The 16,913-nt window shown below is 70.8% G+C and carries 19 protein-coding genes and 1 pseudogene; 10 read left to right on the plus strand and 10 right to left on the minus strand.

The window, feature by feature from the left end; translation table 11 throughout:
* Positions 1-225: 225 nt before the first annotated feature.
* The 6 genes from ACFYO5_RS33495 to ACFYO5_RS33520 form a co-directional block, all read right to left on the minus strand.
* Positions 226-1,149, minus strand: coding sequence for an LLM class F420-dependent oxidoreductase (locus tag ACFYO5_RS33495; RefSeq protein WP_388716152.1), 924 nt, complete (start codon positions 1,147-1,149; stop codon positions 226-228).
* A 227-nt stretch (positions 1,150-1,376) separates the two neighbouring features.
* Positions 1,377-1,838, minus strand: coding sequence for a DUF6099 family protein (locus tag ACFYO5_RS33500; RefSeq protein ID WP_356562215.1), 462 nt, complete (start codon positions 1,836-1,838; stop codon positions 1,377-1,379).
* A 183-nt stretch (positions 1,839-2,021) separates the two neighbouring features.
* Entirely contained in the window at positions 2,022-2,348 is a 327-nt protein-coding gene (locus tag ACFYO5_RS33505; protein WP_356562213.1) for a nucleotide pyrophosphohydrolase, read from the minus strand.
* Positions 2,345-3,886 (minus strand): ATP-binding protein, encoded by a 1,542-nt coding sequence (locus tag ACFYO5_RS33510; protein WP_388716156.1) that lies wholly within the window; start codon positions 3,884-3,886, stop codon positions 2,345-2,347. The genes ACFYO5_RS33505 and ACFYO5_RS33510 overlap by 4 nt, the downstream gene beginning before the upstream one ends.
* 194 nt (positions 3,887-4,080) lie before the next feature.
* Entirely contained in the window at positions 4,081-4,461 is a 381-nt protein-coding gene (locus ACFYO5_RS33515; RefSeq protein WP_356562212.1) for a cell division protein SepF, read from the minus strand.
* 273 nt (positions 4,462-4,734) lie between these two features.
* Complete coding sequence (locus ACFYO5_RS33520; RefSeq protein WP_388716159.1) at positions 4,735-5,250, minus strand: YceI family protein; 516 nt, start codon at positions 5,248-5,250, stop codon at positions 4,735-4,737.
* Positions 5,251-5,386: 136 nt separating this feature from the next.
* On the opposite strand from ACFYO5_RS33520, the gene ACFYO5_RS33525 reads away from it, so the two are divergent.
* The 9 genes and pseudogenes from ACFYO5_RS33525 (at position 5,387) to ACFYO5_RS33565 (ending at position 12,554) form a co-directional block, all read left to right on the plus strand.
* Positions 5,387-5,920 (plus strand): MarR family winged helix-turn-helix transcriptional regulator, encoded by a 534-nt coding sequence (locus ACFYO5_RS33525; RefSeq protein ID WP_388716161.1) that lies wholly within the window; start codon positions 5,387-5,389, stop codon positions 5,918-5,920.
* A gap of 154 nt (positions 5,921-6,074) precedes the next feature.
* Positions 6,075-6,605: pseudogene (locus tag ACFYO5_RS33530) on the plus strand (hypothetical protein); the annotation flags it as partial.
* Between the two features lie 159 nt (positions 6,606-6,764).
* Complete coding sequence (locus tag ACFYO5_RS33535) at positions 6,765-7,208, plus strand: Fur family transcriptional regulator (protein ID WP_356566965.1); 444 nt, start codon at positions 6,765-6,767, stop codon at positions 7,206-7,208.
* 96 nt (positions 7,209-7,304) lie between these two features.
* Complete coding sequence (gene katG, locus ACFYO5_RS33540; protein ID WP_388716164.1) at positions 7,305-9,530, plus strand: catalase/peroxidase HPI; 2,226 nt, start codon at positions 7,305-7,307, stop codon at positions 9,528-9,530.
* A gap of 328 nt (positions 9,531-9,858) precedes the next feature.
* Positions 9,859-10,188, plus strand: a complete 330-nt coding sequence (locus ACFYO5_RS33545; RefSeq protein ID WP_388716167.1) for a hypothetical protein — start codon at positions 9,859-9,861, stop codon at positions 10,186-10,188.
* Positions 10,189-10,413: 225 nt separating this feature from the next.
* Positions 10,414-10,809 (plus strand): hypothetical protein, encoded by a 396-nt coding sequence (locus tag ACFYO5_RS33550; RefSeq protein WP_388716170.1) that lies wholly within the window; start codon positions 10,414-10,416, stop codon positions 10,807-10,809.
* A gap of 60 nt (positions 10,810-10,869) precedes the next feature.
* Positions 10,870-11,220, plus strand: coding sequence for a hypothetical protein (locus ACFYO5_RS33555; RefSeq protein ID WP_388716173.1), 351 nt, complete (start codon positions 10,870-10,872; stop codon positions 11,218-11,220).
* A 117-nt stretch (positions 11,221-11,337) separates the two neighbouring features.
* Positions 11,338-11,799: a hypothetical protein gene (locus ACFYO5_RS33560; RefSeq protein WP_388716176.1), complete on the plus strand. Its 462-nt coding sequence runs from the start codon at positions 11,338-11,340 to the stop codon at positions 11,797-11,799.
* A complete protein-coding gene (locus ACFYO5_RS33565; protein WP_388716179.1) occupies positions 11,796-12,554 on the plus strand; it encodes a hypothetical protein in 759 nt (252 codons plus the stop codon). Before ACFYO5_RS33560 ends, ACFYO5_RS33565 begins: the two co-directional genes overlap by 4 nt.
* Before the next feature lie 142 nt (positions 12,555-12,696).
* Here the strand turns inward: ACFYO5_RS33565 and ACFYO5_RS33570 are convergent, their stop codons facing one another.
* The 4 genes from ACFYO5_RS33570 to ACFYO5_RS33585 all read right to left on the minus strand — a co-directional run bounded on the left by ACFYO5_RS33570 (position 12,697) and on the right by ACFYO5_RS33585 (position 15,584).
* A complete protein-coding gene (locus tag ACFYO5_RS33570) occupies positions 12,697-13,089 on the minus strand; it encodes a type II toxin-antitoxin system death-on-curing family toxin (RefSeq protein WP_388716181.1) in 393 nt (130 codons plus the stop codon).
* Positions 13,086-13,280, minus strand: coding sequence for a ribbon-helix-helix protein, CopG family (locus ACFYO5_RS33575; protein ID WP_356566955.1), 195 nt, complete (start codon positions 13,278-13,280; stop codon positions 13,086-13,088). Before ACFYO5_RS33575 ends, ACFYO5_RS33570 begins: the two co-directional genes overlap by 4 nt.
* A gap of 281 nt (positions 13,281-13,561) precedes the next feature.
* The gene (locus ACFYO5_RS33580) at positions 13,562-14,401 is read right to left on the minus strand and encodes a helix-turn-helix transcriptional regulator (RefSeq protein WP_388716184.1); all 840 of its coding nucleotides are present in this window, start codon (positions 14,399-14,401) and stop codon (positions 13,562-13,564) included.
* A gap of 433 nt (positions 14,402-14,834) precedes the next feature.
* On the minus strand, positions 14,835-15,584 hold the full coding sequence (locus ACFYO5_RS33585; protein WP_388716187.1) for an SDR family oxidoreductase: 750 nt from the start codon (positions 15,582-15,584) through the stop codon (positions 14,835-14,837).
* Between the two features lie 439 nt (positions 15,585-16,023).
* Here ACFYO5_RS33585 and ACFYO5_RS33590 point away from each other — a divergent pair, with 439 nt between their 5' ends.
* Complete coding sequence (locus ACFYO5_RS33590; protein WP_388716189.1) at positions 16,024-16,461, plus strand: hypothetical protein; 438 nt, start codon at positions 16,024-16,026, stop codon at positions 16,459-16,461.
* Positions 16,462-16,913 lie beyond the last annotated feature (452 nt).

Below are 16,913 nucleotides of genomic sequence, written 5' to 3' on the forward strand. Positions count from 1 at the left end.
CCTCATCAGGGTGCCGCCCCGGCGACTGTGGTGGAGGCCATAATTCCGGTCACAGGGCTGTCACAGGTGCCTCGGGCGCGCGCGATCGTCCTCGAGAGCTCGCCTTCGCGTCCGGTGCACCGGACATCGCCGTCCGGTGCCCGGATCGCGTGGGCCGTGCACCGTGGACGCCATGCGGTGCCCGGATCGCGCGGACCGTGCACCGTGGACGCCGTGCGGGCGCCGCTACGGCAGCTGCGACTGCACCTGGGCGGAGATCAGCTCCAGGTGGTCCAGGTCGTGCAGGTCGAGGACCTGGAGGTAGAAGCGCGTGGAGCCGGTCTCGGCGTAGCGGCCGATCTTCTCGACGACCTCGGCGGGGGTGCCCGCCAGGCCGTTCCTCTTCAGCTCGTCGACCTCGCGGCCGATCGCGGCGGCACGGCGGGCCACCTCCTGATCGTCCTTGCCCACGCACACCACGAGGGCGTTGGAGTAGGTGATCGCGTCGGCCGAGCGCCCCGCCTCCTGCGCGGCGGCCCGGACCCGGCCGAACTGCCGCTCGGTGTCCTCGACCGAGCTGAACGGCATGTTGAACTCGTCGGCGTAACGGGCGGCCAGCCGGGGCGTACGGCTCGCACCGTGACCGCCGATCAATACGGGGATCTTCGCCTGGGCGGGCTTGGGCAGGCCGGGCGAGTCCTTGAGCCGGTAGTGCTCGCCCTCGAAGTCGAAGGTCTTGCCGGCGTCCGTCGCCCACAGGCCCGTGACGATCTCCAGCTGCTCCTCCAGACGGCCGAACTTCTCCTTCGGGAAGGGGATGCCGTACGCCGCGTGCTCCTCCGCGAACCAGCCGGCGCCCAGGCCCAGTTCGACGCGACCGCCCGACATCTGGTCCACCTGGGCGACCTGGATGGCGAGCACGCCGGGCAGCCGGAAGGTGGCGGCGGTCATGAGCGTGCCGAGGCGGATCCGGTCGGTCTCCCGGGCGAGGCCGGCGAGAGTGATCCAGGCGTCGGTGGGGCCGGGCAGGCCGTCCACGTCACCCATCTTCAGATAGTGGTCAGAACGGAAAAAGGCATCAAAATTGAGGTCTTCGGTGGCCTTCGCCACCTTGAGAAGGGTGTCGTACGTGGCGCCCTGCTGGGGCTCGGTGAAGATGCGCAGATCCATGCCTCCATCCTGCACGAGCGCCTCGTCGACGCCACCGCTCCCCCCGGGACCGTCCGTCCGCTCCAGCGGACGGAGGAGCCGATGGACGCGCCGAACACGGAGCCGTCCACGCGGGCGGCCCTCCGGCCGGATGGCGGGCCGGGGCCGTTCGAGGAGGGCTGCGGCGGGGCGGCGCACCGGGACCCGCCGGGCCGCCGACGTCGTCGTGACCGCTCGCGCCGGCGGGCTCAGCCCTCCCGCAACACGCCTTCCCGCGCCGCGAGTTTGCGCAGCATCTCCAGGACCCGGTCCCGGGACTCGTCCGCCGCGTCGATGGCCTCCATGCACTGCCAGTACGTCCCCTCGTCGGCCGCCGCGCTGGCGACGCCGACGAGGGCGATGCCGACCTCTCCCAGCAGGTCGCCCAGGCGGAGGAGGGCCTCGCGCGCGTCGTCCAGTTCGGTGAGCCGGGCGGCGAGCAGATCGCCGGGATCGAGATCCGGGGTGTCCAGCACCCCGCACCCCCGGCCCGCCAGCTCGGTCAGCCCCAGGGCCTCGCCCCGCAGTTCGGGCGGGCCCGAGACCGCCAGGCGACTGCCGATCGCCTGGGCCAGGGCCTGCGCCTGCCACACCTCGGTCAGGGTCCTCCTCCCGTCGACACTGTCCGCGAGAGCCCGGCTACTCGTCAGGATGAGCCGCACCGCGTCCATGGGCGCCCCCGTCTGTCCCGACGTGCTCCTCGCACGTCCACCTCACTGCACCACTACCCAGAGTGAGGGTCTGTGGGACGAAAAGCCAGAGGAAGACCGAAATCTGTGGACAACAAATCGATTTCGGACGGCGGGTTGATTACTCACCGTAATAGTGGAGCGAGGCGTTCCCTTAAGTCCCGGCTACGGCGCCGGGAATCTCCGTTCGTTGCGGTCGATCTTCGCGTCCAGTGCCGTCAGCGGATCGATGCCGAGCACCTCGCACAGTTGCAGCAGATAGGCGAGCACGTCGGCGACCTCGTCCGTCACCCGGTGCGCGCTGTCCGGGTCGTCCATCACACGCGCCGACTCCTCCGGGGTCAACCACTGGAAGATCTCCAGGAGTTCGGAGGCCTCCACGCTGAGCGCGGAGACGAGGTTCTTGGGGGTGTGGTACGGCTGCCAGTTCCGGGCGGCCGCGAACTCGGCCAGCCGGCGCTGGAGCTGCGCCACGTCGAGAGGTTCTGTCACGGCTCCAGGTGTACCACCGTGACCCCGGCCGTCCCCTCGGCCCAGGAGGCGTCGCTCACCGCCCCGACGCAGCGGATGTGTCCCCGCTCGCCCATCCGGACGGCGAGCCGCAGCAGTTGGCGGCGCTGGCACCCGTCCAGGTCCCGGTCGAAGCCGTCGGCCAGCACGGTGAGGGCCCGCATCGCGTCCGGCACCTCGCCGGGCGGGTCGACGTCCAGGACACCGGGGCCGGTCAGCAGGACCAGGGCGAGCGCGAGGTGGCGCAGCTCACCGTCGCCGAGGCGGGCCAGTTCGGTACGCGGTCCCGCGCCCCGGTCGAGCAGCGCACGGACGGTTCCCTCGCCCAGGGGCTCGGCGAGCACGTCGGTCACCGGTCCCGCGCAGCCGGCCCGTACGGCGGCCACGAGCTGCGCGTGCCGCCGTACGCACTCCTCGCGGGTCCGCCACAGGACGTCGGCGAGGTTGTCGCAGCCGCCCAGCAGACGTCCGGAGCCCATAGGGACGGGGGCGCGCATCCGGTCGGGCCGGGGGTCGCAGGCGAAGACGGAGCGCAACGCGACCAGCATCTGTTCGGCGGCGGCGAGCACCTGGCGCTGTCCGTCGGTCTTGCCGGCCACGCGCAACGGCAGCAGCGCGGTGGCGAGGCGGTCGTCGGGCAGCGGGGCGCGGGTGACCGGGGAGGAGCCGGCGGTGTGCCAGGCGGCCTGCACCGTACGCCGGCTCGGATCCCGCAGCGCCGTCTCCAGCAGCACGAGTTGGCCGGCGGTCAGCCGCTCCCCCACGATCCGCAGGTCCGGCTCGGCCTGGACGGCGACGTCGAGCCGGACCGGGCCCTCGGGTCCGTCGGCCGTGCATCCGATGCGGAACCCGCGCCGGTGCTGGGCGTCGGGCCGGGCCCGCTCCGGCACACAGGCGACCGGGTCCGGAAACACCTCCGCGACCGAACGTCCACCCGCGAGCCGGGCCAGCGCCTCGTACGCCCGCAGCGCGCTCGTCTTCCCACTCCCGCTGGGCCCGGCGAAGAGGGTGACCGCCCCCAGCGGGAGGGCGGCGCGCCGATGCCGCGCGAAGGCGGAGAGCCGCAGTTCGGTGAGGCCCGGGCGGGACGGACGGGGCGGCGGGGCCTGGAGGGAACGGGGGGAGGCGGCCTGGTGATCCGGGGGGTTTTGGGCGCATTGGGGGACCTGCGCGGCCTCAGCGGCCTGCGGGGCGTGGGAGGCCTGGGAGGCGTGGGCGTCCTGGCTCTGGGGGGTTCGTGGATCGCCAGGGCGCCGTGCCGACCCGGAAGTGAGGAACCCGGCGGACGACGTGGGCTCGGCGGACGGCGGCGCCTCCCCGGCGGCCGTGGGTTCGGCGGGAGGCGGGGACGCGGCTGCGGACGTGGGCTCGGCGGGAGGCGGGAACCCGGCGGCGGATCCCGGTTCGGCGGGAGGCGGGAACCCGGCGGCGGATCCCGGTTCGGCGGGAGGTGGGAACCCGGCGGCGGACGTGGGCTCGGCGGGAGGCGGGGACTTGGGGGAGGTCAGCGGCACGGCCATGTGCGGACCGTAGAACTCCGCCGGTCCGGCGAACCGTTCCGCCCTCGCGAGCTTCCTACGAACGAGCGACGGCGCGCGCGGGGCGGACCCGGTGAGTCTCCGGCACCGCATCGCGCGCCCCTCCGGGCCGCGCGCCCGTCTCACACCCCCGCGCTCCGCACCGCGCGCCTGTCACCCTCCGCGTCGCGCGTCCCTCACACGCCCGCGCCCTCCATGAGCCCGCTCACCTCGGTGCCCGGCGGGGTCAGCAGGAACACGTTGCGGTCGACCCGGTGCATGCCACTGGCCAGGCCGAAGACCACGCCGGTGGAGAAGTCCAGGACGCGCTTGGCCACGTCGCTCTCCGCACTGCTCAGATCCAGCAGTACCGGAATGCCCGCCATCAGGGTCTCGGCGACCTCGCGCGCGTCCGCGAAGACATTGACCCTCAGGACCACGAAGCGCCGCCGGGTCTCCGTCTCCGCGTCCGGCAGCGCGCGATGTCCCACCGCCGACGGCCAGGCGTCCCGGCCGCGCAACGGAACGACCTGAGCGAGCCCTTCCCACTGTTCATCGGTGACGTCGTAACGGTTCACCGGCACCCCCCGAACTGACTCGCTTTAGCTGCCTGCACCAGCCATTCTTACGCCAAGTCACCCGTTCGGCCCAACAGCGACACGGTCCGCGACAGCCTCGACGGTCATCGGGCCGTACCCGCCCACCACCCATCACACCGTGAACTCCGCCCGCGGACCGCATGGTTGCGAGCTGCGGCGGCTGGGCGGCGGAACGCGGCGCGGAACACACCGGTCGGTCGATCGGTCAGCCAGTCGGCCGGTCAGTCGGTCCGCCGGTCGATCGCCCGGCCGTCAGCCCGTCGCGCGGATGAAGCGGAGCGACATGGCGACGGTGGTCAGGCCGCGGATCATGCCCATCTGGTTCCAGCCCATACCGAACTCCGCCCGGTCCACGGTGAACTCGCCGTCCAGCGTGAGCGCTTCGGCGTCGGCGCCCGTCAGGCGCGCCGTGAAGGACAGCGGCCGGCTGACACCCCGCACAGTCAGCCGGCCGACGACGTGTACGGCATCGCCGCCGCGGAGTTCCGCGCTGCTGGCGGCGAAGGTGATGTGGGGATGGTGGTCGGCGTCGAAGAAGTCCGCACCGCGCAGGTGCGCGTCCCGCTTGGCGTTCTTGGTGTCGAGGGAGGCGACGTCGAGCGTGACGGTGCCGGTGGCGGACCCGTCGGGGCCGACCTCGCCCTGACCGGCCACGGCGCCAAAGGTGCCCTTGACCGCGACGAGACCCCACATCGTCCGGTGCCGTAGGGCGACGGTGGAGACGCCCGCGTCGAGCTGCCACAGTCCGGTTTCCACGGCGACGGTCATGGTGTTCTCCTGCTGTCGTTGTCGGCTAGTGATCCAAATTTGGATGACTTCACGACGCACGCTAGCGTGTCATCCAATTTTGAACAACCCCGCTTGCCCATCTGCTTCAAATTTGGACGACAGGTACACTCGGCCCATGGCCGATCGCGCGGAGCACAGCACCGACCTGCCGGAATGCCCGTCCGCCCAGGGCTCCGGCCTGCTGCCCCAGGAACTGCGCGCGTGGATGGTGATGCTCGCCGCGGTGGGCGCGGTGGAGCAGCGGCTGCGGTCGGTGGTGAAGGAGCGGCTGGACGTCTCGCACGACGAGTTCCTCGTACTGTGCCTGTTGGCGGAGCAGCCCGGCGAAGGGCTGCGGATGAGCCGCGTCGCGGAGCTGCTGGGCCGCCCGAAGACCCGGCTCACCTATCAGGTCGCCTGCCTCCAGCACGCCGGCCTGGTCGACCGCAGGTCGGTCTGCGGGGACAAGCGCGGCGTCGAGGTGACCCTCACCGACAAGGCCCGCCTCCTGCTCCAGGAGACGTCCGGCGCGCTGGCCTCCACGGTCGCCGAGGCCCTCGCCCACGTCGTCGGCCCGGACCAGCGCGAGGCGATGTACGGGCTGCTGCCGCAGGGAGTGGACGCCGAGGCCACGACCGCGCCGACGCCGGCGCCGGGCCGGGGGGCGTGACGACCGGAGCGGCGGGGACGTGACCGCGGGGGTCGCAGGCACGTGACCTCCGAGGCCCCGGGGCGTGACCGCGGAGGCCGCGGGGGCGTGACCGCGGAGGCCACGGGGGGTGACCGCGGAGGCCACGGGGGGTGACCGCGACGACGGCAGGCACGTGACCGCGGAGGCCACAGGGGCGCGACCGCGACGACGGCAGGCACGTGACCGCCGAGGCCACGGGGGCGTGACCGCGACGACGGCAGGGAAACCGAGGCCGGCGGGGGCGGGAGCGCAAAGGACAGCGGCGGCCCAAGGGACACCCGACCCCAAGAGAAACCGAAAGCCCAAGGGGCACCAGCGGCCGTCGCCCGGCGACCGCGCGAGGCCGACGGGAAGCGGTGGACGCCCGGGCGCAGCGGACGACCGGGCGCGGCGGACAACCGGCGCCGAGGACGCGGTCCCCGACGACGCCCTCCCCGGCCTCGTCGAAGGCCTCGCCGAGACCGGCGCGGTCCGCCCGGGCCAGCTGCTCGTGCACACCTCCGGCCGGTACGGCGCGAGGGTCCTGCACCCCGCCCTGCGCGCGGGCGCGCTGCCGCTGGCCCTGCACCCGGCGATGACCTTCACCGGCACCGCCGTGGACGTCCAGCGCCTGGCGGGCTGCTCCTTCGGTGTCACCGCGCCCGACGAACTGCGACTGGCCGCCGGCAACCGAGGTCGAGGTCGGTCACCGCGAAGTCCCCTGAACCGGACCTTCGAGGCCATCCGGCGCGACCCGACCCGATCCGACGCGATCCGACCCGACACAGAATTGGATCCATTCCATTTCTTGAACCGTTCGTGTTTATGAGGGTAGGTTGGGGGCATGACCGCACCCGGGAGTCCGTCCACGGCGGAGGAGCTGCGCGGTGCCGGCCTGCGGGTGACGGCCGCCCGCGTCGCGCTGCTCGACACCGTCCGCGACGGCGACCACCTCGGGGTCGAGGCGATCGCCGCCGGTGTACGTGACCGAGTGGGCCACATATCGCTGCAAGCCGTGTACGAGGCGCTGCACGCGCTGACCGCGGCCGGTCTGCTGCGCCGTATCGAGCCGCCCGGCAGCCCCGCCCGGTTCGAGGGCCGCGTCGGGGACAACCACCACCACCTCGTGTGCCGCTCCTGCGGCACCGTCGCCGACGTCGACTGCGCGGTCGGCCACGCCCCCTGCCTGACCGCCTCCGACAACCGCGGCTTCTCCGTCGACGAGGCCGAGGTCATCTACTGGGGCCTGTGCCCCGCCTGCTCCGGCACCCCCGCCGACCACCTGTGACTTCGGCAACCCGGGCCACCCGGGCAACCCCTGTGACCACCTGATCCACGCAGTACCCCAGCCCCGTGATCCACGCAGTTCGGAAGGATTCCCCCAATGACCGAGAACCATGACGCGATCGTCACGGAACCGAAGGCGGAAGAGGCCGGCGGCTGCCCGGTCGCGCACGGGCGGGCCCTCCACCCGACCCAGGGCGGCGGAAACCGCCAGTGGTGGCCGGAGCGCCTGAACGTCAAGATCCTTGCGAAGAACCCGGCCGTGGCCAACCCGCTGGGTGAGGAGTTCGACTACGCCGAGGCGTTCAAGAACCTCGACCTCGCCGCCGTGAAGCAGGACATCGCCGAAGTGCTGACGACCTCGCAGGACTGGTGGCCGGCCGACTTCGGCCACTACGGCCCGCTGATGGTCCGGATGGCCTGGCACAGCGCCGGCACCTACCGCATCAGCGACGGCCGCGGCGGCGCCGGCGCCGGTCAGCAGCGCTTCGCCCCGCTCAACAGCTGGCCGGACAACGCCAACCTGGACAAGGCCCGCCGCCTGCTGTGGCCGGTCAAGAAGAAGTACGGCCAGAGCCTGTCCTGGGCCGACCTGATGGTCCTCACCGGCAACGTGGCCCTGGAGCAGATGGGCTTCGAGACCTTCGGCTTCGGCGGCGGCCGCGAGGACGTCTGGGAGCCCGAGGAGGACGTGTACTGGGGCCCCGAGACCACCTGGCTCGACGACCAGCGCTACACCGGCGACCGCGAGCTGGAGAACCCGCTCGGCGCCGTCCAGATGGGTCTCATCTACGTCAACCCGGAGGGCCCGAACGGCAACCCGGACCCGCTGGCCTCGGCCCGCGACATCCGTGAGACGTTCCGCCGGATGGCCATGAACGACGAGGAGACCGTCGCGCTCATCGCCGGCGGCCACACCTTCGGCAAGACCCACGGCGCCGGCCCGGCCGACCACGTCGGCGACGACCCCGAGGCCGCCTCCCTCGCGGACCAGGGCCTCGGCTGGAAGAGCACCTACGGCACCGGCAAGGGCGGCGACACCATCACGTCCGGCCTCGAGGTCACCTGGACCGCCACGCCGACGCAGTGGAGCAACGGGTTCTTCAAGAACCTGTTCGAGTTCGAGTACGAGCTGACCGAGTCCCCGGCCGGCGCCAAGCAGTGGGTGGCGAAGAACGCCGAGGCGATCATCCCGGACGCGCACGACTCGTCGAAGAAGCACCTCCCGACGATGCTCACCACCGACCTGGCGCTGCGCTTCGACCCGATCTACGAGCAGATCTCCCGCCGGTTCTACGAGAACCCGGACCAGTTCGCCGACGCCTTCGCCCGCGCCTGGTACAAGCTGACCCACCGCGACATGGGCCCCAAGTCGCTCTACCTCGGCCCCGAGGTCCCGCAGGAGACCCTGCTGTGGCAGGACCCGCTGCCGGAGCGGACGTACCAGCTGATCGACGCCGACGACATCGCCGCCCTCAAGGCGCAGGTCCTCGCCTCCGACCTGACGGTGTCCCAGCTGGTGTCCGTGGCCTGGGCGTCGGCCTCGACGTACCGCGGCAGCGACAAGCGCGGCGGCGCCAACGGCGGCCGTATCCGCCTCGAGCCGCAGCGCGACTGGGAGGCCAACGACCCCGACCAGCTCGCGCTCGTGCTGCGCACCCTGGAAGGCGTCCAGCAGTCCTTCAACTCGGGCCGCGCCGACGGCAAGCAGGTTTCGCTGGCCGACCTGATCGTGCTGGCCGGTGCCGCCGCGGTCGAGCGGGCCGCCAAGGAGGGCGGCTTCGAGGTCGAGGTGCCGTTCACGCCGGGCCGGGTGGACGCGACCGAGGAGCACACCGACGCGGAGTCCTTCGCCGCGCTGGAGCCGACCGCCGACGGCTTCCGCAACTACCTGGGCAAGGGCAACCGCCTGCCGGCCGAGTACCTGCTGCTCGACAAGGCCAACCTGCTGACCCTGAGCGCGCCGGAGATGACCGTCCTCGTCGGCGGCCTGCGCGTCCTGGGCGCCAACCACCAGCAGTCGCAGCTCGGCGTCCTCACCACCACGCCCGGCTCGCTGACCAACGACTTCTTCGTCAACCTGCTCGACCTGGGCACGACGTGGACGTCGACCTCCGAGGACCAGAACACCTTCGAGGGCCGCGACGCCGCCACCGGCGAGGTCAAGTGGGCCGGCACCCGCGCCGACCTCGTCTTCGGCTCGAACTCCGAGCTGCGCGCGCTGGCGGAGGTCTACGCGAGCGACGACGCGAAGGAGAAGTTCGTCAAGGACTTCGTCGACGCCTGGGTCAAGGTCTCCAACCTGGACCGCTTCGACCTGGTCTGACCCCCGCACGCACCGCGCACCTGGCGCACCTCGCGTGAAACGGCCGGGCCGCTCCTTCGGGAGCGGTCCGGCCGTCGGCGTCCCGACGGCGCCCGGTACGAGTTCGAGCACGATGCCGGGCTTCGGCTCACTCGGGTCACCGACCCGCAGGGGCTCGTCCGGCCCGGACAGCGAACTGGTGCGCCGCTATGACCGGTGCGGTCGGCTCAGGACCGAACTCGTCGACGGCCGCGCCCTCGACCACGTCTACGACGCCGCCGGCCGCGACTGCCCAGCCGGCCGGGAACGCCGCAGGAAACCGGAAGAAATCCCTCAGGAGAAGCGAGACATGCCCGATCCGACCCCCGCGGCCAGGAGCCTCAGCCAGGCGATCGACAGCGCCGACAGCCGGCAGGTCAACGAGGCGGCTCGTGAGTTCGTCGAGAAGCTCACCTTCGCGACGGCCGACGAGATCCTCGCCATGCTCCGGGACGTCCTCGCCGAGGACTGGACGGCCCTGCCACCCTGGGCCCGGAACCTCGCCTACCGCCTGGCCTGCCTGCAACGCCCCGACGACCCGCGGCTACTCCGGGAAGCAGCCGCGGACCTGCTGTGCTTCGGACCCGACTGGGACACGTTCGCCGAGGACCTCAAGAGGCGCGCGACGGAACTCGAGTGACGTCTTCCTTCCGCTCCCCCGTCACGGAGGAGCACATGAACCGCGTCCCCGCAGCGGTCCCGACGTACCGGACGAGCCGCTGGACGCCCGCATCGGCATCGCCCCCGGCGTGGCACTCCTCGTCCGGTACGGCACCGTCGTCGGCTGGAGCCTCACCGAGCCCGCGCACCACCTGACCCTCGCGTACGCCGATCACGATCCGCCGGCTGATCAGGCAAGCCGGTCATGACGATGCGACTGACCTTCACCGATGGCCGGCCCGCCTTTCGCTTCCATCCCCATGACGACAGGTCCTCCGAGTTGAAGTCCCACGAATTCATCAAGATCGCACGCAAGGTTCTGGAAGGCGACGCGAAGGTACGAGAGCGCGCAGCCGACGAGGTGACCGACCATCCAGGCGCCTACACACCCGCCCAGGCATCGGCCTTGGCAACACTGCTGGCGGCGACCGCCGCCGAAGAGGTGGAGGACTCGGCCATGGAGGCCGAGTTGCACGCCATCGTCGAACTCACTGCCACCGGCCACGTCCGTCTCGACGATCTTTCCCCACTGCGTGAGATCAACCTCGACGACCTCCCTCCCCAGATCCGCGAATACGTCAGTGATCTACTGGAAGAATGAAGGGGCACGACGCCTGCCGTGGCCGTGGCAGTCTGTCGTGCAGGGAAGTGAGAGGCGGACGTGCACCGAGAGTTCATCACCCCCGACGACGAAGTGGTCTACGAGGCCGTCGGCGAGTGGCCGTATGCGGACGAGAGCGGCGCACGGATCCTCACTCTGCACGATGATTCCGGACAATCTCTAGCCTTTTCCTACGACGCGCTGGCCAGGTCGGTCAGGATTCGCTGGGTGAACGAGCAGGGAATCGAGATGATGGATCTCTTCCGCGAAAGCGCGACGCGCCTTTCCTTCACCTCAGGCCAGTCGACCAAGCACATTCGCATCGATTTCCACACCGGCGAGTGCACGGGGACCACGGAGATTCAGGTGACGCCCCGCCTCTCGGTACACGACCGTCTCCTGTTCCGATAGAAGGCGCAAAGGGCTGGCGTAGTGATGACCGATCGAGAAAACGGAAGGTCATCGGAGCTGAGGACGGTGCTCGATGCGGACGGCACCTTCACGTCGTCCTGGCCGCGGGGGAAATCGGTGGCCCCGATGCCCGTGGGCGCGCGGATCGACACGGCGCCGGCCCGCCGAATCACCGCCGGCTGTCGTGCCGTCGGGGCCTCGCACATCCTCGCCACGAACCTCGCCGACACCTCCGGCACGACCTCCCGGCTCCCCGCCGACGCGGACTGCACGGGCATCCGCCCGCCCTTCCTGCACCCCCGACGCGCAAGGGCAGCACAACAACTGGCGCTGCTGGGCGCGTTCACCCAAGGGACGTGCGCCGCACCGGACTTCGCGCACGGCTGGTGGACGGCACGGCGCGCTTCCCAGGCGAACGGGGAACGGATCCAGGGGGCGCTCGGCGATCTCTTCGACCAGGTGTTCATGATCCTTGAGGACTATGCGGTCGACCCCGACCTCGCAGAACCCGGCGATCTCGACGATGCCGGACTCCGTACCGCCGTACGCACGGCCTGGGAGGCGTGTCGCCGGCGATGACCACACGACTGACCTTCGACGGCGGCTGGCGCGCGACGGTGACGGACGATCCGCTGCACATCGCCCCCCGCTTCACCGGCGACTCCATGGGCCTCGCGCGGTACACGAACGTGAGCGCACGTGAGCGGTTCCTCGCGAACACCTTCGGCAGCCAGGACTGGCTGTGGGACACGCCCGACGTCTTCCGGTTCGCCCCGGACAGCCGGAAGCTGGCCGGGGCCGAACTCCAGCTGCCGTACGTGTCCGCCGCCCACGAGACCTCCACCCGCCTTCCCGTCATGCCCGCCGTACACCGGGGCGGGCTCCGCGCGGACGAGGTCCGGGACTTCCGCCATGAGACGTGCACGGTGCTGTGCCGCGCTCCCGGGGACACCGCGCTGATCTGCCTGCGCGACCTCGACGTCCTCGACGAGCCCGTGGAGGCCCGCATCGGCATCGCCCCCGACGTGGCACTCCTCGTCCAGCACGGCACCGTCGTCGGCTGGAGCCTCACCGATCCCGCGCGCTACCTGACCACCCACTTCACCGCCCCCGACCCGGCTCCCCCCGTCCCGGCCACCCGCCGCCTGCTCAGCGCATGCCTGGACATGGTCACGACGCCAGTCGTCGACGACCTGGTCGACGGCGAACCGGCCGCCCTGGCCCGCCTCCAGGCCGCGGACAAGGCCCTGCGTGAACAACGCGAGGACCGCCGGCGGGCCGACGCCCTGCTCGGCCTGATCGCCACCCACGTACAGGACTACGGGAACTGGTGACAGCCGACCGAAAGACCGCCGTACCCCGCGCCGCTTCTCCGGCTCGGCAAGGGTCCACGCCCTCCAGCGCGCACCGCCCCGGTTCCCTCCCGAGGAGTGTTTCGGGGCGATGCCGACGACCCCGCACTGCGCCGGGAGGTCCTCAGGAAACCGGGAACCAGTCCGACAGACGCTTGGCGACGAACGGTACGTCGATGGCGTCCTGCGCGACTCCCTCGACGAACGGGCCGGCAAGGGAGACGGGCGGCGGGGCGATACCGGCGCTGACGCCGTTGAACCTCAGGAACACGCGCATGGCGAGCCAGGCGGTGCGCTTGTTGCCGTCGATCAGCGCATGGTTGCGGGCGACGGAGTGCAGCAGCGCCGCAGCCTTCTCGTGCAGCGTGGGATACAGCTCGGCTCCGAACACGTTCGTCCGGGGCCGTTCGATCGCTGACACCAGCAGACCCATGTCGCGCACGCTGTGCTCGGTCCCGTTGACCTTGCGAGCGATGGCCAGGATCTCGTCGATCTGGAGGTAGCGCACTTCGGTCACTTCAGGTAGTCCAGGATCTCCGCATCGCTGTCCATCAGTTCGCCCAGGACGTCATCGACCTTCAGCTCGGCCCGGTCCTGGGCGTCGCGGATGGCCTCGATGGCGAGTTCCTGCTTGCTGCGACCCTCGCGACGAGCACGCTCGGTGAGCTTCGCGTCGAGGTCGTCGGGGAGCCGGAGTGTCATCGCCATACCCTGATGATACCGGTCTGGTATCTGGAGGGCGAGACGGTACGGGTCATCCGACACTTCACGGATCCGGCGGGCGGTGAGCACGCACAGTGCTCGGCAGACGGACCTGGCTGGCCCGAAGGTCGCTGGGCAAAAGCCGTGCGGAGCCGGTACGGAGCCGGGTGGGCGCGGTGCCGCACTGCCGGTGCCACGACTTCCGCCGTCCTGGACCGTGCCCGGTTCGTACGGCCCCTTCCCGCCCCTTCCGCACCGAGCCCTGACCCGTCTCCCGGCCCAGGACGTCAGGGAGTGAGCTGCTGGTGCCCTATGACGGAGAGCAGTTCGAGTTTGCTGTGGCTCTCCGTGCCGGGGCGAGTGGTCAGCACCACCAGGGTCTGGGCGCGGTTCTCGGTGAACAGGAGCTGGGCGTCGACGTCGATGCGGCCGAGTTCGGGATGGAGGATGGTCTTGCAGTCGTCGTAGCTCTGCGCGACCTCCTGAAGTTCCCACATGCGGACGAACTCGGGGCTGTGTTCCTGGAGTTCGGCGAGGATCCGGGCGGCTCGGGGCGTGTCGCTGCCGGCTGTCAGCGCGGCCCGCAGGCGGGCTGCCTGTGCTCGGCCGTGGCGTTCGCGGGCCTCCTCGGGAACCATCAGGCGTTCGGCCGGGTCCATGAACCAGCGGTAGTAGCCACTGCGGGCCAGACCGGTGTGACGGGTCTGGTCGCCGAGCAGCGCGACGGCCAGGGGGTTCATCGCGAGGGTGTCGAGCAGGTCGGTCTGCACCAGGGCCGGGGAGTCGTCCAGGCGGTCCAGGACCCGCATCAGGGGCGGGCTGACGTGTTCGGAGCGGTGGAAGCGGGCCGGGGCGTTGTGGCCGATGAGGACGAAGAGATGGTCACGCTCGTCCAGGGACAACCGCAGTGCCCGGGCGAGAGCCGTGGCGATCTGGACGGAAGGCTGCGGAGCGCGCTGCTGTTCCAGCCGGGCGTAGTAGTCGGTGGACATGCCGGCGAGCTGGGCGACCTCCTCGCGGCGCAGCCCCTGGGTGCGCCTGCGTGGCCCCTCGGCCAGCCCGACATCACGGGGCCGCAGCGCCTCACGCCGGTGGCGCAGGAAATCCGCCAGTTCCTTCTTGTCCATGGCCCCATCGTCGCCGTATCCCGGCCGGCTAGCCAGAGACCGCCGATCCATGGATGACCGCTCCTCTCCCGCCCGCGCGAAGCCACTCATGAGGCCGACGCCGAGAGCGCTCGCGGCGGGACGACCGGTGATCCCTCGACCCCCCGCTGGAAACGCCCGCTGGAAACTCACTGACCGTCGGCGGTGCGCCGCAGGCCGCGCCGGTATGGAAGACGGCTCGCGACGACGGTCCCCAGGCGACGCCGCCCGACGCTCCGGGAGCGGCCCCGGGCCTCGTCGCCGGTCCCGGTCCCGGCCCCGGCCGGCACGACGGTGCGCGGCCGTGTCGCCGGACGCGCGCGTGCCCGCCGGCGTTCAGGAGGCGTTCGTCCATGATGTGGCCCCGCAGAACCTGCCCGCGTGCTGCCGTTCCGCGTCGATCACCACAGGTCGGTCAGCTGCTGCCGATCATGGCGAGGACGTTGTCGTAGGAGCCGTTGGCCTGCGCGTCGCGGATGAACCTGGCGCCCTCGACGACAAGCTCCTGCGCGTCGGGCTTCTCGCGCAGCAGGTCGAGGGTCTGGGTGAGGAAGTCGTCCAACGGCATGGCGTGGTCGTTGTCCTGCTGGCCCAGGAGGGTCGTGCGCACGCCCGGCGGGACCACCTCGATCACCTGGACGCCGGCGTCAGTGCCGGCGAGCTGGATGCGCAGGCTCTCGGAGAAGGAGTGCAGAGCGGCCTTCGTCGCGCTGTAGGTCGGGGTGCTCGCGTACGGCACGAACGCCAGCGCGGAGGTGACGTTCATGACGACCGCGCCGTCCTTGCCCGCGAGCAGGGGCAGGAAGGCGTACGTCATCCGGATCGTGCCGAGCAGGTTGATCCTGACGTGATCCTCGGCGACCTTGAGTCCGGCCGGGTCGAGGAGGTTCTCCCGCAGCATGATGCCCGCGTTGTTGACCAGGACGTTCAGCCCCGGGTGGCTCGCCGCCACGGTCTCACGGGCCCGGGCGATCGAGTCCGGGTCCGCGACGTCGAGGACGAGCCCGTCGATGCCCGGATGCTCGGCCGTGATCTCGTCGAGGAGTTCCTTGCGCCGGCCGGCGACGATCACCTTGTTGCCGGCCTCATGCAGGCGCAGGGCCAGACCGAGGCCGATGCCCGAGGTTCCGCCGGTGATCAGGATCGTGTTGCCGGTCATCTTCATGGGGGTCCCGCTCCTTCGGTACGGCGGGCCGGTGAGCACCCGCAGCCTCGACCGTAGGGGCGCCCGCGCAGGGGCGGGAGAGGACGGTTCATCCGTGGATCGGCGGTCTCTGCCTCGTGGACTGCTTGCACCAGCGGGCCCGGCGTCGCTCCGGCACCGCGGCGTCCGAGGCCGACCCCGGACACGCCCGCACCGGCTTCCCCCGCTTGTCGAGCGGGCTTCCCCCCTTGTCGAGCGTACCGGTCACGCTGGACCGTCCCGCAGAACCCGCAGGTCAAAGCTTCGGCTCGGACAACGCCAGGGTGCAGCGGCCCGACGGGAATTTTGGATATCCGGAGTCCATGGAGAGATATACCAAGATAAACAAACCGGGTGGCGATCAACACCTGTTCTACGAAGGCGGCTGAATGCCGTGAGGGCCGACGGAGGGTCAGAGATCATGAACGACCGGCAGGAACCGGAGTGGCTGGACGTCCTTGGGCGCTGTGGGCTTGAGGTGACGGGGAAGGCGGCATCTGACGGCCCACCTGTGAACGCCGCCATCTATGCGGTCAGCGGATTCGAGGTGGAGCCGGTCACCGCAACCCCCGCCTCCTCCCCCCACGCCGCCGACGAACTGGACGAGGCGTGGCATCGCCATGCTGCACAGGTTTCGCTCTACGGCGAGGACGGAGAGTTCTTGATCCTCCCGCCCGTACCTGGCGGGAGCCAGATCGGCTGGGTGCGGGTAAAAGACCCGGTCGGCAAGAACCTCCCGTCCCGCATCTGCGCGGCGACGGGTGCACCCGAGTTCATTGCCGTTTCGGTTAACGGCCGCCACCTGTGTGCCACCTCGGTCGAAGAATCCGACTACTGGGTAGTAGTGCACGAGTTCTGAGGTCCGATGAGCGTCACGAGCCCTCATTTCCCGGTCGTAGATTCTGGTCGGCCTGAAACTCGGCGACAAACAGTCCCAGGGAATCATCGACAAAGGGTTTCTGTGGGTGACCGGTCCAGAACACGGAAAGTCATCGGACCTGAGGATCGTGCTCGATACGGACGGCACTTTCACCTCGTCCTGGCTGCTTGGGAAGTCGGTGGCCCCGGTGCCTGTGGGCGCGCACATCGACGCGGCGCTGGCTCACCGGATCACGGACGGCTGCCGTGCCGCGGGGCCTCCCACATCCTCACCACGAGCCTCGCCGGCAAGCCCGGTGCCACGTCCCGGCTTCCCGCCAACGCGGATGGCACGGGTATCCGCCCAGCGCTCCTGCTGCGCACATCCGATGCGCAAGGAGCCGTGCTTCATCCGGAAGAAGGCTGCGCACTGATCGCGGAGACCGCCGCTTT

Origin of the sequence: Streptomyces sp. NPDC006259 (assembly GCF_042870975.1) — a bacterium.
Classification (GTDB): Bacteria; Actinomycetota; Actinomycetes; order Streptomycetales; family Streptomycetaceae; genus Streptomyces.